The organism is Pseudomonas sp. BN606, from assembly GCF_029873115.1.
Classification (GTDB): Bacteria; Pseudomonadota; Gammaproteobacteria; order Pseudomonadales; family Pseudomonadaceae; genus Metapseudomonas.
Genome location: NZ_SSOF01000083.1, coordinates 96,189 through 111,334, shown reverse-complemented (window position 1 = coordinate 111,334; position 15,146 = coordinate 96,189). Strand labels below are relative to the sequence as shown.

The 15,146-nt window shown below is 63.6% G+C and carries 12 protein-coding genes; 8 read left to right on the top strand and 4 right to left on the bottom strand.

Annotation, left to right across the window (positions count from 1 at the left end; genetic code table 11):
• A partial coding sequence (locus tag E8E75_RS26595) for a retention module-containing protein (RefSeq protein WP_280359914.1) occupies nt 1–1,250 on the bottom strand: 1,250 nt, incomplete at its 3' end.
• A 467-nt stretch (nt 1,251–1,717) separates the two neighbouring features.
• On the opposite strand from E8E75_RS26595, the gene E8E75_RS26590 reads away from it, so the two are divergent.
• Genes E8E75_RS26590 through E8E75_RS26580 form a run of 3 tightly spaced genes read left to right on the top strand, consistent with a single transcriptional unit; the run spans nt 1,718 to nt 6,616 of the window.
• Nucleotides 1,718–3,073: a TolC family outer membrane protein gene (locus tag E8E75_RS26590; protein ID WP_120651886.1), complete on the top strand. Its 1,356-nt coding sequence runs from the start codon at nt 1,718–1,720 to the stop codon at nt 3,071–3,073.
• Nucleotides 3,074–3,095: 22 nt separating this feature from the next.
• Nucleotides 3,096–5,252 (top strand): type I secretion system permease/ATPase, encoded by a 2,157-nt coding sequence (locus tag E8E75_RS26585; RefSeq protein ID WP_153917990.1) that lies wholly within the window; start codon nt 3,096–3,098, stop codon nt 5,250–5,252.
• An 11-nt stretch (nt 5,253–5,263) separates the two neighbouring features.
• Nucleotides 5,264–6,616, top strand: coding sequence for an HlyD family type I secretion periplasmic adaptor subunit (locus E8E75_RS26580; RefSeq protein WP_153917988.1), 1,353 nt, complete (start codon nt 5,264–5,266; stop codon nt 6,614–6,616).
• Between the two features lie 219 nt (nt 6,617–6,835).
• Here E8E75_RS26580 and E8E75_RS26575 read toward each other — a convergent pair whose 3' ends face one another.
• The 3 genes from E8E75_RS26575 to E8E75_RS26565 form a co-directional block, all read right to left on the bottom strand.
• Complete coding sequence (locus tag E8E75_RS26575) at nt 6,836–7,432, bottom strand: DTW domain-containing protein (protein ID WP_120651889.1); 597 nt, start codon at nt 7,430–7,432, stop codon at nt 6,836–6,838.
• A gap of 168 nt (nt 7,433–7,600) precedes the next feature.
• A complete protein-coding gene (locus tag E8E75_RS26570; protein ID WP_153917986.1) occupies nt 7,601–9,166 on the bottom strand; it encodes a PAS domain-containing methyl-accepting chemotaxis protein in 1,566 nt (521 codons plus the stop codon).
• 139 nt (nt 9,167–9,305) lie between these two features.
• Nucleotides 9,306–10,199 carry a LysR family transcriptional regulator gene (locus E8E75_RS26565; protein ID WP_120651891.1) on the bottom strand — a complete coding sequence of 298 codons (894 nt, stop codon included), beginning with the start codon at nt 10,197–10,199 and terminating at the stop codon, nt 9,306–9,308.
• Between the two features lie 293 nt (nt 10,200–10,492).
• On the opposite strand from E8E75_RS26565, the gene speB reads away from it, so the two are divergent.
• From speB to E8E75_RS26540, 5 genes are all read left to right on the top strand, one after another.
• On the top strand, nt 10,493–11,452 hold the full coding sequence (speB, locus tag E8E75_RS26560; protein WP_120651892.1) for an agmatinase: 960 nt from the start codon (nt 10,493–10,495) through the stop codon (nt 11,450–11,452).
• Between the two features lie 8 nt (nt 11,453–11,460).
• Complete coding sequence (locus tag E8E75_RS26555) at nt 11,461–11,868, top strand: nuclear transport factor 2 family protein (protein WP_153917984.1); 408 nt, start codon at nt 11,461–11,463, stop codon at nt 11,866–11,868.
• A 24-nt stretch (nt 11,869–11,892) separates the two neighbouring features.
• On the top strand, nt 11,893–13,413 hold the full coding sequence (locus tag E8E75_RS26550; RefSeq protein WP_120651894.1) for a cytosine permease: 1,521 nt from the start codon (nt 11,893–11,895) through the stop codon (nt 13,411–13,413).
• A 79-nt stretch (nt 13,414–13,492) separates the two neighbouring features.
• Nucleotides 13,493–14,317: a transporter substrate-binding domain-containing protein gene (locus E8E75_RS26545; protein ID WP_120651895.1), complete on the top strand. Its 825-nt coding sequence runs from the start codon at nt 13,493–13,495 to the stop codon at nt 14,315–14,317.
• A 78-nt stretch (nt 14,318–14,395) separates the two neighbouring features.
• Complete coding sequence (locus tag E8E75_RS26540) at nt 14,396–15,139, top strand: amino acid ABC transporter permease (RefSeq protein WP_120651896.1); 744 nt, start codon at nt 14,396–14,398, stop codon at nt 15,137–15,139.
• Nucleotides 15,140–15,146: the final 7 nt, after the last annotated feature.

Genomic DNA, 15,146 nt, shown 5'->3' with positions numbered 1-15,146 from the left:
CCGTCCGTCTCCGGACCGGCGGCATCGGCCGTCGCGCCGGTCAGGGTGTAGCTGAAGCTGTAGCTGCCATCGCTGTAGCCGGTGATCGATACGGTGCCATGAGCGGTGGTGAAGCTTTGTCCCACCAGGCTGGCGAAACCGTTGGTGGTGAGGTCCACGGTCAGGCTGCCGACGCTGAGGGTCTTGAGGTTGGCCAGGCCGTCGGAGTCGGCCACGGTGAAGCTGCCGGTGGTGACCGTGCTGCCGTCACCCGCGCTGCTGCCGTCCGCAAGGCCTTTCTCGAAGACCTGGGCCACACCACCCTCGGCGTCAGGGAAGCTCACTTCCACCGTGGGAATGTCATTGCTGCCGACGATGGTGATGATCAGGTTCGCGGTGCTCTGGTCACCGTTGCTGTCCTGTATGCCGTAGCCAACGCTGATGTTGACGCTCTGCCCTTCCGCGAGCCCCTCCACCGCCGGGGTGCCGTTGTTCAGTACGAAGCTGTAGCTGCCGTCGGGGTTCAGGGTCACTACCCCATAGGGAGTGTTCAGCAACAAGCTGCCACCGGGGCCTCCAATGGCGCCGGGGGCCTGCCAGGACATGAAGGTGGTGGGCAGGTCCGGACCGCCATCGTCATTGTCCAGCACATTGCCCTGCACACCGTCCTGGCCTTCGCTGACGCTCTGGGTGTCAACCAGGGCAGTGGGTACGCCGTTGACCGGCACAACTGCTGGAACCACCAGCGGGATGTCAGGTATTCCGGTATCCGGTTGCGGGAACTCCACGGCGAAGGCGATGGGACCTGTGGGGAAACCGATGTTGGGGTCGACGCTGCCGGCCGTTTCCCCTAGCAGCACAAAGGAGTGGCCGCCACCAGCGTTACCACCGCCAGCGCCGCCACCGGGACCAGCTGCAGTGGCCTCGGCGGCCTTGGTCGGGTCGACGCCTGCTTCGATAGCGGCCTGGAGTTTCTCGACGTCGGTCAGGTCCTGCTGGCTGGGAGTGGCCGGTGCGCTGTCAGTGCCGGGCTGGGTCGCATCGGGTGCTCCGGCCAGCAGCGCGTTGTTCAGCGGCATGCTGCTGTCGCGGCCGAGCACCAGTTCCTGGCCGTTGGCCAGAGCCACGGCCACCGCGCCTTGGGCGCCAGTGACCAGTTGCTCACCCGCGAAAACCCGGTCGCCTTCGGTGAGCAAGCGGCGCGAACCGTCCGCAGCGACTGCGAAGACTTCCCCTACGACCTGCCGAACGACCCCGATTGATCCAGCCATGACTCCTTCCTCCCGCACCGCGTGCTGCCAGACGGACAGCGCCGTTCCCAGTCAATGAGGGGTCACAGCACGTCCGAACCAAAACTACGGGAACGAGAAGAAGCATCAGAGGAAGCGGGAAAAGCCAAAAAAACCACGCAATGTCAATAAAACGTCACGCAGCCCGCCGACGGCCATTTACGCCGGACTTACCCCGCCCTGAGTTTCTTGATTTGTGCTTGACCGCATTACGCAACCGCAGGTGGGTCCGGAAAGGCCCAAAACATGCGATCTGCTGGCAAAAAGATGTCTTGGATTTCCGACGAGTGCATAAGAATTTTTCCTGATAAAGGTTGTGAAAAATTCTTCTTAGCCAAACGGAAAGTTGTTCTTAGCTCTGATGTTACAAGCCTGAAACGGTTTCATATGGATTTTCGCCAATTTTTCGGCGCCAGGACGCAATGTATTAACAAGGAGAACGACAAGAAATGCGCACTCTCACCCCCCTGTGGTCCGGCATCCTGCTTGCCATGGCAACCACGCAAATCCACGCCATGACGCTCACGGACGCCATCCAGAGCACTCTGGACAAGCACCCCGAGCTTCTCGCCAGCGCCCAGAATCGACTGGTCGCCGATGAAGAAGCCAAAGTCGCCAAAGGTGGGTACTTACCGACCGTCGACCTGATAACCGGTGTGGGGCGGGAGCAAACCGACAACCCGACAACCCGTGCCCTCGGCGATCACAACAAGGAAACCCTGAATTTCCGCGATGCCGAGTTGAGGCTGCGGCAAATGCTGTTCGACGGTTTCAACACGCCCAACGAGGTGGCGCGCACCAAGTCCGTGGTCAACTCCCGTGCCTACTTCACCCTGGGTACCGCCGAAAGCCTGGCGCTGCGCACCGTGGAGGTTTACCTGGAGGTGCTCAAGCGCCGCGAGATGGTGATCCTGGCAAAGAACAACTTGATGGCCCACGAGCGCATCCACGACCAGATCGGCTTGCGCAGCGAACGCGGCGTGGGCAGCACAGCCGACTTCGACCAGGCTGAAGCGCGCCTGGCCCTGGCCAAGAACAACCTCTACACGGAGGAAGTGAACCTGGCCGATGCGGAAGCCAATTTCTACAGCGCCGTCGGCGTTCCCGCCGACGAGTTGGTGGAACCAACCAGCATCAAGGGCGAAATGCCGACCGACCTGCTGGCCGCGCGCCAGGGCGTAATGGATAGCAACCCTTTACTGAAATCGGCCCAGGCCGATGTGCAGGCTGCCGAGAGCCAGTACGAATCGGCCAAGGCGCCCTTCTACCCGCGTCTCGATGCCGAGCTGGCCACCACCGCCGACGACAACGTGCAAGGCGACGAGGGCCACTACAACACCTGGCGGGCCGGCGTCGTGATGAATTACAACCTGTTCAACGGCATGCGTGACAAGTCCCGTCTGCAGGCAGCAGCGCACCAGATCAACCAGTCCATGGATATCCGCAACAACGCCCTGCGGGTGCTCAACGAGAACCTCTCGCTGGCCTGGAACGCCATGGAAAACGCCCGTAAGCAGACCCCGGAAGCCCGCGCCTACGCCGACTACACCGCCCGTGTCCGCGAGGCCTACCAGCAGCAGTTCGGACTTGGCCAGCGCACCCTGCTGGACCTGCTGGACAGCGAGAACGAACTCTTCACCGCCAACCGCCGTTACGTGGAAGTGCGCTACACCGAAGAGTTCTCCATGTACCGGGTGATCTCGGCCATGGGCGACCTGCTGCGTCGCCAGAAAGTCGTTGTCCCGGCCGAAGCCGTCGCCCTTTCCGAAGTGAAGAGCGAAGCCCGGCTGCCGGACATGAAGTGAGCCAGCATGGGAGTTCAGGACCATGACCACCATGGAGCGGACTGACAGTCCCCGCGACCCGCGCCAGGGTCATGACGATCCGCTGCTCGACGGCCTGCTGATCCTCTGTCGCCTGCACGGCCGCGCGGCCAGCCGCTCCAGTCTGAGCAGTGGCTTGCCCCTGCCGGGCCAGCGCCTGTCCGCCGAATTGCTGCCTCGCGCGGCTGCTCGCGCTGGCCTGCAAGGGCGCCTGCTGCGTCGCGAACTTGCATCCATCTCGCCACTCAACCTGCCGCTACTGTTGCTGCTCAAGGGCGGCCGAAGTGCAGTGCTGACCCGGCTCGATGACCAGCGCGCACTGATCCTGCCATGCGAAGCCGACGGCGGTGAGCAATGGGTGCCGCGCGAGATCCTGGCGCTGGAGTACGGCGGCCAGGCCCTGTTCGCGCGTCCGCGCCACGAACTGGAGGAAGCCCATGCACCGCTGGTGCCACGGGTGAAATCCTGGTTCCGCGACACTCTTCGCCTGTCCCGCTGGCTCTATGCCGACGCCATGCTGGCGAGCCTGTTGATCAACCTGCTGGGCATGCTGGTGCCGCTTTTCGTGATGCAGACCTACGACCGCGTGGTACCCAACCAGGCCACCGCAACCCTCTGGGTACTGACCATCGGCCTGCTGATCGGTACCGGCTTTGACCTTCTGTTGAGGGTGCTGCGCGCCAACCTGCTGGACAGCGCCGGCAAGAAGACCGACGTGGTGCTCTCGGCCACGCTGTTCGAGCGCATCATCGGCATGTCGATGAAGGCACGGCCCGCCACCATCGGCGGGTTCGCCCAGAGCATCCATGACTTCCAGGGGCTGCGGGAATTTCTTACCGCGGTGACGCTCACCAGCCTGATCGACCTGCCGTTCTCGGTGCTGATGCTGCTGGTGATCGGCCTGCTCGGTGGGCCACTGGTGGTGATCCCGATTCTCGCCTTTCCGCTCACCGCGATCTTCGCCTGGATCATCCAGACGCGCCTGCGCGACACGGTGCAACGCAGCCTCACCCTGGGCGCCGAACGCCAGGCGCTGCTGATCGAAACCCTTTCCGGCCTGGAAACCCTCAAGGCCTGCGGCGCCGAAAGCGAGCGCCAGCACCGCTGGGAGCACACTCACGGCGCCCTGACCCGACTCGACAGCCACGCCCGCTTCCTGTCCGCACTGGCCACCAACGGCACCCTGTGCATGCAGCAGTTCGCCGGCCTGGCGATGATCGTCGCCGGTGTCTACAGCATCATCGCCGGCAACCTCAGCGTCGGCGCCCTGGTGGCCTGCTACATGCTCAACAGCCGCGTGCTCTCGCCCCTCGGGCAAATCGCCGGACTGATCACCCGCTACCAGCAGGCGCAACTGACCATGAAGTCCACGGACGCGCTTATGGCCCTGCCACAGGAGCGCGAGGCCACCCAACAGCCGCTGGAACACCAGACGTTCAAGGGCAACCTGGAAGTGCGCCATGTCGAGTTCCGCTATCCGGGGCAGGCCGCGTCGGCGTTGAACAAGATCAGTCTGCGCATTGCCGCTGGCGAACGTGTCGGCATCATCGGCCGCAGCGGTTCGGGCAAAAGCACCCTGGCGCGCCTGGTCCTCGGTTTCTATGCGCCGGACGAAGGCCAATTGCTGCTGGATGGCATCGACCTGCGGCAGACCGATATTGGCGACCTGCGCCAGCAGATAGGCTACGTCAGCCATGACCTGCCGCTGCTGGCTGGCAGCCTGCGCGACAACCTGACCCTGGGTGCACGCCACGTCCATGACGAGCGCATGCTGGAAGTGGCGGAAGTGACCGGCGTCGCCGAGCTCGCCCGGCAACACCCGCAAGGGTATGACCGGCCGGTGGGCGAACGCGGCCAACTGCTCTCCAGCGGCCAGCGCCAGGCCGTACTGCTGGCTCGCGCGCTGCTGCTCGACCCGTCGCTGCTGGTGCTCGACGAGCCTACCAGCGCGATGGACAACTCAAGCGAGGAACAACTGCGCCAGCGCCTGTCGACCTGGTCGGCTGGCAAGACGCTGGTCCTCATCACCCATCGCAGTTCGATGCTGGCTCTGGTGGATCGCCTGGTAGTGCTCGACAACGGCCAGATCGTTGCCGACGGGGCCAAGGACACGGTGATCGAAGCCCTGCGCAAGGGCCACATCGGTCAGGGCAACGCCTGAGGAGACACAGCATGGCCGGCGCAGAATCACCCAACCGCTACTTCGGCCGCCGCGATCGCAGCGACGCCGAGTTCATGCCGGAAGTGGCCGGCGCCATGGCGGAGGATTCGCCGCGGGCGACCCGCGTCACCGTCTGGGTGGCCTGCACCCTGCTGCTGGTGGCGCTGGTCTGGGCCTATTTCGCCGTGCTCGATGAAGTCACCACGGGCGAAGGCAAGGCCATCCCCTCCAGCAAGGTCCAGATCATCCAGAACCTCGAGGGCGGCATCGTCTCCGAGATTCTCGTGCGCGAAGGCCAGGTAGTGGACAAGGGCACCGTGTTGCTGCGTCTGGACGACACCCGTTTCAGGTCCAACAAGGGTGAGAGCGAAGCGGACCGCCTTGCGCTAATGGCCAAGGTGGAACGTCTCTCAGCGGAGGCCGAAAGTCGTGAGATGGCACTGCCCGAAGAGATTACCCGCGACGCACCGCAACTGGCCGAGGACGAGACGTCCCTCTACCGGGCACGCACCGATCGCCTGGAAAGCGAGCAGCGCATCCTCAGCGAACAACTCAGGCAGAAGAAACAGGAGTTGGCCGAGTTCCGCTCCAAGAGCCAGCAATACCGCTCCAGCCTCGGGCTGATTCAGCAGGAGCTGAACATGTCCCAGCCACTGGTGAAGGCCGGTGCCATCTCCCAGGTGGAAATCCTTCGCCTGCAGCGCAGCGCCGTGGAAACCCGTGGCGAACTGGAAGCCACCAACCTGGCCATTCCCCGCGCCGAATCGGCCGTGTCGGAGATCGAGCGGAAGATGGAAGAAAGCCGGCTGTCCTTCCGTTCCGACGCCTTCAAGGAACTCAACGAAGCCCGCACCGAACTGTCGAAGATCACGTCCAACAGCAAAGCCATCGACGACCGCGTCAGTCGGACCACCGTGGTATCGCCGGTGCATGGCGTGATCAAGCAGTTGAAGGTCAACACCATCGGCGGCGTGGTCCAGCCCGGCAGCGATCTGGTGGAAGTGGTGCCGCTGGAGGACAGCCTGCTGATCGAGGCGCGCATCCGCCCGCAAGACGTGGCCTTCCTGCACCCTGGCCAGAAAGCCATGGTCAAGTTCACCGCCTACGACTACACCATCTACGGCGGCCTCAAGGCTGGGCTGGAGCTGATCAGCGCCGACACCATCCAGGATGAGGAAGGCAAGAGCTTCTACCTGATCCAGGTGCGCACAGAGAAGAATCATCTGGGCAAGGACGATCACCCGCTGCTGATCATCCCTGGCATGGTCGCCACGGTGGACATCATCACCGGCCAGAAGAGCGTGCTGGACTACCTGCTCAAGCCGGTGCTGAAAGCCCGTCAGGAAGCGATGCGCGAGCGCTAGGCCGTGAACGAACTGTAGCGTGGAAGTCGCTTTTCATTTCCACCATTCGACGCTGAGCTGAACACCGCTGGTGGATGAAAAGAGCGTCATCCACCGTACGAATTTCCTGTGGTAGCCAATTCATTCGCGATGCGGAACCACGGACCGCTGCGCGGCCCTTCGCGAATAAATTCGCTCCTACATGAAGCAGGCCGTGCCAATGACCGGGATCGGCGCTCGTCATGAGCCGTGATTCTTCCTGAAGGTCTCTTCCCCCATCGCCTCGATCTGCCCCTGGATCAGCGCATCGAACGGTCGCAGCAGGTTGTCGTAACGCGCCGGCGCTTCGAGGATGTCGAGGGCGGCAACGATGGCTTCGATCGTGGACAGCGCCCCGGCCATCGGTGCCTTGCGCAAGCGGTAGCGGGAGGTCAGCCCGGCCGGCAACGTCACTCGCGGCAGCGCTTCGAGTTCGGGGTTGAGGTAGAGCAATTTGCGCGCCTTGCGCCAGGTTCCGTCGGGCACCACCAGGAGCAGCGGACGCGGATCGTCGTCGGCCACTTCGGCCACAGGGCGGGCATCATCGCCGGGGAACAGCAGGCAGGCGCGGTACCGGGTATCGGCGAGTGTCTCGGCCAGATCAATGAACCGCTCGCCCACGCGCAACTCCGCATTCGCCAATCCAAGGGCCGCCAGGCGCGCGGTGTTCAGGGCATGGTTCACCTCGCTCGGGTGCTGCAACAACAGCACCCGGGTGCGGCTGGGCAGATGCGGAATCAGCGGGCACAGGCAATGGGTTTCGGGGCGCTGGCAGCGGGGGCAGTGCGGGCGGGGCATGAAAGATCTCCTGAGAGGAGCATTCTGCCACAGGGCATCCGGACGACATGCTGTAGGGGCCATATCAATTGCCGACCGGACCGCAGGGCCGGCCTGCGGAATTGCAGAGGATGCTGTGCATCCCTTGGCGAATGAATTCGCCCCTACAAGGAACCCACCTGCACCGGCCTACCGATTGAACCGCTCCGCCAGGCTGTGCAGGTAGTCAGCCATGCGCTCCAGATCCTGACTGATGGCGGCGCCTTCCTGGGCCTGTCCCGCGCTGTGGTCGGAGAGCTGCGCGATGCGGGTGATCTGCCGACTGATGTCCTCGGCCACATGGCTCTGCTGCTCGGAAGCGGCGGCCATCTGCTGGCTCATTCCGGTGATTCGGGTCACCGCCTGGCTGATGCCTTCCAGGGCTTCGCGCACAGCCTGCACGCTGCTCACGCTGTCGCGGGAGATGACCTCACCACGACTGGCGGTGGCGACCGCACGATCGGCACCGGCACGCAGTGACGCGATGATCTCGTGGATCTGCTCGGTGGACTGGCGGGTGCGTGAGGCCAGGGTACGTACCTCGTCCGCCACCACGGCGAACCCCCTGCCCTGCTCACCCGCCCGCGCCGCCTCGATGGCGGCATTGAGCGCCAGCAGGTTGGTCTGTTCGGCAATGGCGGTAATCACGTCTGCCACACTGCCGATGGACTGGGTGGACTCGGCCAGATCATGCACTGCACGGCCGATCTCACTCACCGCTTCGGCCATGTGGCGCATGGCATCCAGGCTTTCGCCGGCAAGGTCGTTGCCCTGACGGGCCAGCCGCTCGGCTTCCTCGGCGGCGTGGGCGGTGTGACTGACGTTGTGGGAAACCTCCTGGATAGTCGCTGCCATCTCGTTGATGGCCGTGGCCGACTGATCCGTCTCACTACGCTGCTGCTCCAGCAACTCGGCTTCCGAGCGGGACAGGCGCGCGGCCTCGGCAGCTCGCTGCTTGACGCTCTCGCCGGCATCTTCAAGGCGCGTCAGGGCCGTCTGCAGGCGCGCCTCTTCACTGATCATGGCCATGTCCAGCAATGCCTGGGCACCCCGGCTATCGGTGTAGGTCAGGGCCACCAGGCCGCTGGTGAAAGCCTTGGGATGCCCGGCCAACGTGCGGCGGATGGTCTGCCGATAGCGATACAACTGGAAGGAGCCGAGCACGAGCATTGTCACCAGGGTCAACAGCAGCGACGGCCAACCCTGCAGCGACAGGTTGCCGCCCAAGAGCACCAGGGTGGCCAGTATCACCGGCCAGGAGCGCATGAAGTCGTAGCTCCAGTATTCCAGTTGCGGCACCGGCGACTTGCCAGCCCGCAAACGGGCATAGAGCGCATCGGCCCGAGCGATCTGCTCGCGGCTGGGCACCGAGCGAACGGACTCGAAACCGATCATCCGGCCCTCTTCGTAGACAGGTGTGACGTAGGCGCTGACCCAGTAGAAGTCGCCGTTTTTCGAACGGTTCTTCACCAGCCCCATCCAGGGCTTGCCCTGCTTGAGGGTCTCCCACATATGGGCAAACACCGGCGGCGGCATGTCTGGGTGGCGAACGATGTTGTGAGGCTGGCCGATCAGTTCTTCGCGGGTGAAACCGCTGATGGCGACGAAGGCATCGTTGCAGTAGGTGATCTTGCTGTTGAGGTCCGTGGTGGATATCAGCCTTTCATCGGCGCTGAACGTACGCTCCCGCTGGCTCACGGGCAGATTCTGACGCATGGCTGACATCTCCTTGTGAATGGGCGCTTTGCCACTCGTCCCGGTAAAAGAGGTCTAGCACGGCGAACACGAAAACCCACAAGAACTGTGAGGTCACCCCCACGACAATGTGATGCGCGTCGCAATAAATCCGTGAAACTCAACGCAGGTTCAACTGCGCCCGCAGCAGGTCGCGGAAGGTGAGGATCAGCGGCTCCTTGGCCCGCCCCCGGCGCAGGATCATGGAGAACGGCGCCTGGTAGCCGAAGGTCGCCGGCAGCAGTGCTCGCAGACTCTTCTGTTCGACCCAGGGTTGCGCGTAGTGCTCCGGCAGGTAACCGATGTAGGCGCCGGAAAGCACCAGGATCAATTGCGCCTCCATCGACTCCACGGTCGCCGCACTGTGCTTGAAACCATGGCGCGCCAGTTCCGCCTGGCTCCAGTAGCCGCGCCCGACCATACGCTGCTGGGTGATGAGTTCAGCGGGAATGCGCCGCTCGTTGTACAGCGGGTGGCGTTCACTGCAGTAGAGCCAGTGCTGTTCGCGATAGAGCGGCTGGTAGACCAGGCCGTTCATTCGCGTGGAGAAGGCGCCGATGGCCAGGTCCAGGCGGTTATCCAGCACGCCGAGTTGCAGGTCATAGGGGCTCATCACCGAGAGGTGCAAGTGCACCGCCGCGTGTTCCTGGCTGTAGGCGCCGATCACTTCGGCCAGTGGCAATGCCGGATCGCTCACTGTGGAGTCGAGTACCCCGAGGTTCAGCGTGCCGCGCAGCTCGCCCTTGAGGGACGCGGAATAGCGCTCGAAGCTTTCCAGTTCTCCCAACAGACGCAGGGTTTCCTGATAGTACAGCTCGCCTTTGCTGGTCAGGCTGAACCCACCGCGCCCGCGATGGCAGAGGGTCAGGCCCACCTGCCCTTCCAACTGGCTCATGTAGGTGCTGATGGCCGAAGTCGAGAGGTTCAGCTCCTGCTGCGCGGCGGCGAAGCCCTGGTTACGCACCACGCTGGCGAAGATGCGCAGGAGTTTCAGGTCGGGCATGGCGGTGGACATGGGGGGCACTCTCGGTTCCAGGTGCAAACGAACGATGTAGGGGCGAATTCATTCGCCAAGCAGGACGCAGTCCTGCCCCTTCCCTGGAGCCGATCGGGGCAGCTGCGCAGCCCTTGGCGAATGAATTCGCCCCTACAAGGAACCACGCCCCTGTCGGCAAGCGGCCATCTTACCCGCTCCCGATAGTTTAGAAATCCTTGAAGTAATTATTTGCCGCCAGCGATTTTTCCCTGATGGCACTGTCACCAGAATCCGCCCACTACCTACAACCACAACAACCGTGAGGCCACCCCGTGGACAAAAAACTCCATCAGCCCCTGGGCGGCAATGAGATGCCCCGTTTCGGCGGTATCGCCACCATGATGCGCCTGCCGCACATCCAATCCTCTGAAGAACTCAATGCCCTGGATGCCGCTTTCGTCGGCGTTCCGCTGGACATCGGTACTTCCCTGCGTTCCGGTACCCGTTTCGGTCCGCGTGAAATCCGCGCCGAATCGGTGATGATCCGCCCGTACAACATGGCGACCGGCGCTGCCCCCTTCGATTCGCTCAACGTGGCCGACATCGGCGACGTGGCCATCAACACCTTCAACCTGCTCGAAGCCGTGCGCATCATCGAGCAGGAATATGACCGCATCCTCGGCCACGGCATAGTTCCGCTGACCCTGGGCGGCGACCACACCATCACCCTGCCGATCCTGCGTGCCATCAACAAGGTGCACGGCAAGGTGGGCCTGGTACACATCGACGCCCACGCCGACGTCAACGACCACATGTTCGGCGAGAAGATCGCCCATGGCACCACCTTCCGCCGTGCCGTGGAAGAAGGCCTGCTGGATTGCGATCGTGTTGTGCAGATCGGCCTGCGTGCCCAGGGTTACACCGCCGAAGACTTCAACTGGAGCCGCAAGCAGGGCTTCCGCGTGGTGCAGGCCGAAGAGTGCTGGCACCAGTCGCTGGCTCCGCTGATGGCTGAAGTCCGCGAGAAAGTTGGCGGCGGCCCGGTTTACCTCTCCTTCGACATCGACGGCATCGACCCAGCCTGGGCGCCCGGTACCGGCACCCCGGAAATCGGTGGCCTGACCACCATCCAGGCGATGGAAATCATCCGTGGCTGCCAGGGCCTGGACGTCATCGGCTGCGACCTGGTCGAGGTCTCCCCGCCTTACGACACCACCGGCAATACCTCGCTGCTGGGCGCCAACCTGCTCTACGAAATGCTCTGCATCCTGCCGGGCGTAGAGCGTCGTTGAGTCCGGCCATGAGCGAAAAGCAACACGTCCTGGAGGCCGCCAGCATGCTGGTGGCCGCCTTCGCCGCAAACGATACCGAAGCCTACTTCGCCGCCTTCAGCGAAGACGCCAGCTTCGTCTTCCACACCTGCGACAAGCCGCTGCCGACCCGCGCCGCCTATCGCGAGCTGTGGGAAAGCTGGCAGCGCGAAGGTTTCGAGGTGCTGGCGTGCGAATCCATCAACCCCGTGGTGAGCCTGCAGGGCGACGTGGCGATTTTCTACCACGACGTCGCCACACGCCTGCGCATCCAGGGTGAAGAAATAGAAAGCCGCGAGCGGGAAACCATCGTTTTCCGTCGGCAACAAGAAAGCGGCCGCTGGTTGGCCTGTCACGAGCACTTGTCGGCTATGCCGGAGCATCTGCCCCCGACCTGACGAGGTTCCCTGGGAGAGTAAGAAATGCATAACAACAAAAACGATCACGCAGTCACCCGAATAGAAACACATGGTGTCGAGCAGATTCCCGATCATGAACGGGATGCCGGCCCCCTGGACCTGTTCCGCCTCATCTTCGGCGGCGCGAACACCTTCGCCACCGCTGTGCTCGGCAGCTTCCCGGTGCTCTTCGGCCTGTCTTTCGAGGCCGGCTTCTGGGCCATCCTGCTGGGCGTGCTGGTAGGTTCGCTGATCCTCGCTCCCATGGGCGTATTCGGCGCGCTGAACGGCACCAACAACGCGGTGTCCTCGGGCGCTCACTTCGGCGTGCATGGTCGTATCGTTGGTTCCTTCCTCTCCCTGCTCACCGCCATCGCATTCTTCTCGCTGTCGGTCTGGAGCTCCGGTGACGCCCTGGTGGGCGGCGCCAAACGCCTGTTCGACCTTCCGGAAACCGACCTGACCCTCGGCCTGGCCTATGGCTTGTTCGCCGTGCTGGTGCTGGTGGTGTGCATCTACGGTTTCCGTTTCATGCTGCTGGTGAACAAGGTTGCCGTGTGGGCCGCCAGCGTCATGTTCCTGCTGGGCATCTTCGCCTTCGCCGGTCCATTCGACGCTGCCTATGCCGGTTCCGTGAACCTCGGCCAGGAAGGCTTCTGGGCCGCCTTCATCGGCGCCGCCCTGCTGGCCATGAGCAACCCGGTCTCGTTCGGCGCCTTCCTGGGCGACTGGTCGCGCTACATCCCGCGAGAAACCTCGAAGCAGCGCATCATGCTGGCGGTTGTCGCCGCGCAGTTCGCCACCCTGATCCCCTTCCTGTTCGGCCTGGTCACCGCGACCATCGTTGCCGTGCAGGCCCCGGACTACATCGCCCAGAACAACTACGTCGGCGGCCTGCTGGCCGTTTCCCCGGCCTGGTTCTTCCTGCCGGTGTGCCTGATTGCGGTGATCGGCGGCATGTCCACCGGCACCACCTCGCTCTACGGCACCGGCCTGGATATGTCCTCGGTCTTCCCGCGCCTGCTCAACCGCGTGCAGGCCACCGTGATGATCGGCGTGCTGTCCATCGGCTTCATTTTCGTCGGCCGCTTCGCCTTCAACCTGGTGCAGAGCGTGTCCACCTTCGCCGTGCTGATCATCACCTGCACCAGCCCCTGGATGGTGATCATGATCCTCGGCCTGATCATCCGCCGCGGTTTCTACTGCCCGGACGACCTGCAAGTCTTCACCCGTGGCCAGTCCGGTGGCCGCTACTGGTTCACCAACGGCTGGAACTGGCGCGGCATGGGCGCCTGGGTCCCGAGCGCCGTGGTCGGCCTATGCTTTGTGAACCTCCCGGGCCAGTTCGTCGGCCCGCTTGGCGAGCTGGCCGGTGGCATCGATATCAGCCTGCCGGTCACTCTGGGCACGGCCGCCCTGCTGTACCTGGTACTGCTGGCGATCTTCCCGGAACCGGCCGCCGTCTACGGTCCCAAAGGTCCGCGTTGGGTCCCCTCGGGCAAGACTTCCCAAGTATCCGCTCAGGTTTCCCCTGAAGCCGCGTAACAACGAAGAAACAGCTCCATCTTTTTTGCGACTGCCTAACAACAACAACCACTGCAAAACGCCTTGAAGGAGTTACACGATGACCAATCGTCCGCTGAAACTGTTTGCCCTCGCGGGCCTCTTCGCCGCCACCCTGAGCGGTGGCGCGATGGCCGCTGACGGCAAACCTTCGTTCGTGAGTTCGGGAAGCTTCCAGGTCTGTTCCGACCCGACCTTCCCGCCGCTGGAGTTTTTCGAGAAGACCGGTGACCGCGAGCCCAGCGGTTTCGACGCGGATTTGATCCGCGCGCTGGCCAAGCACTGGGGCGTCAAGCCGCGGTTCATCGTCACCGAGTTCACCGGCCTGCTTCCGGGCCTGGATGCCAAGCGCTGCGACGCGGTCATCAGCGGTACGCTGATCACTCCGGAGCGAGTCCAGAAGCTGAACGCCGTGCCTTACCTGGCCAGTGCCACCATCGTCTTCGGCAGTGGCAAGGGTGACCTCAAGCTGAACAGTCTGGACGACCTGTCCGGCAAGGTGGTGGCCGTTCAATCCGGCACCCGCTACGTGACCATCATGGAGAAGCTCAACGCCGACCTGAAGGCCGCCGGCAAGACCCCGGCCGTGCTGCAGACCTACCCGAAAGGCAGTGACGTCGCCCAGCAAGTCCTGGTCGGCCGCGCCGCCGCCGGCCTGTCCCAGGACACCGAGCTTGCGTATCGCGAACTGCAGACCCCGGGCCAGTTCAAGACCCTCTACGCATTCCCCGAGAAGGACATCTTCGGCGCCTACATGCGCCCCAACCCGGAAGACAAGCAGGCCGTTCAGGACGCCGTGTCTGCACTGAAGGCCGATGGAACCCTCAAGGCCATCGCCGAGAAATGGAAGCTCGATCCAGCCAACCTGGAAACCGCCGCGCAGTAAGCAAGGCCAACCGCCCGCCCCTCTCCCGTATGCGGGAGAGGGTGCGAAGGCACGCTTCCATTCACGCAGGACACGTACATGAACTTCGATGTGACTGTCTTCTGGGACGCCCTGACGTCCTGGCACTTCTTCCGCGGCGCCTGCATCACCCTGATCCTGGCGCTGGTGTCCCATTCGGTGGGCATCCTGATTTCCATTCCCTGCGCCCTGGCCCTGGACGGTCCGCCGAGCGTCTGGCGCAGCACCCTGCGCGGGGTTCTCAGCGTCTTCCGTGGCGCGCCGACCCTTCTGCAACTGCTGTTCGTGTGGAACGCACTGCCGCAATTCTTCCCGGTGTTCCGTGAAGAGTGGTTCACCCCCTTCATCGCCGCCTGGATCGCGCTGTCCCTCAACGAAGCCGCCTACCAGGTGGAAATCAACCGCGCTGCACTGAAGGCCGTCGACAAGGGGCAGTACGCCGCCGGCCACGCCCTGGGCCTGTCGCGCTGGCACACCTTCCGCTACGTCATCATGCCCCAGGCCGCGCGCATCGCCGTGCCGCCAACGGCTAACGAATTCATCACCCTGCTGAAGATCACCTCGCTGGCCTCGGTCATCTCCCTGCAGGAACTGATGGCGGTCACCTCGCAGACGGTATCCACCACCTTCCAGTTCTCCGAGTACTACGCCGTCGCCCTCGTTTACTACCTCGTCATGGTCTACACCCTGACCTGGATGCAAAGCGGCCTCGAACGACGCCTGTCCTGGGATGCCCAGGGTGGTGCCAGCAGCAAATCCGTCGGCCTGGTGCAACGCACCCTGGCTCGTATGCGCCGTATCTGAGGAGCCC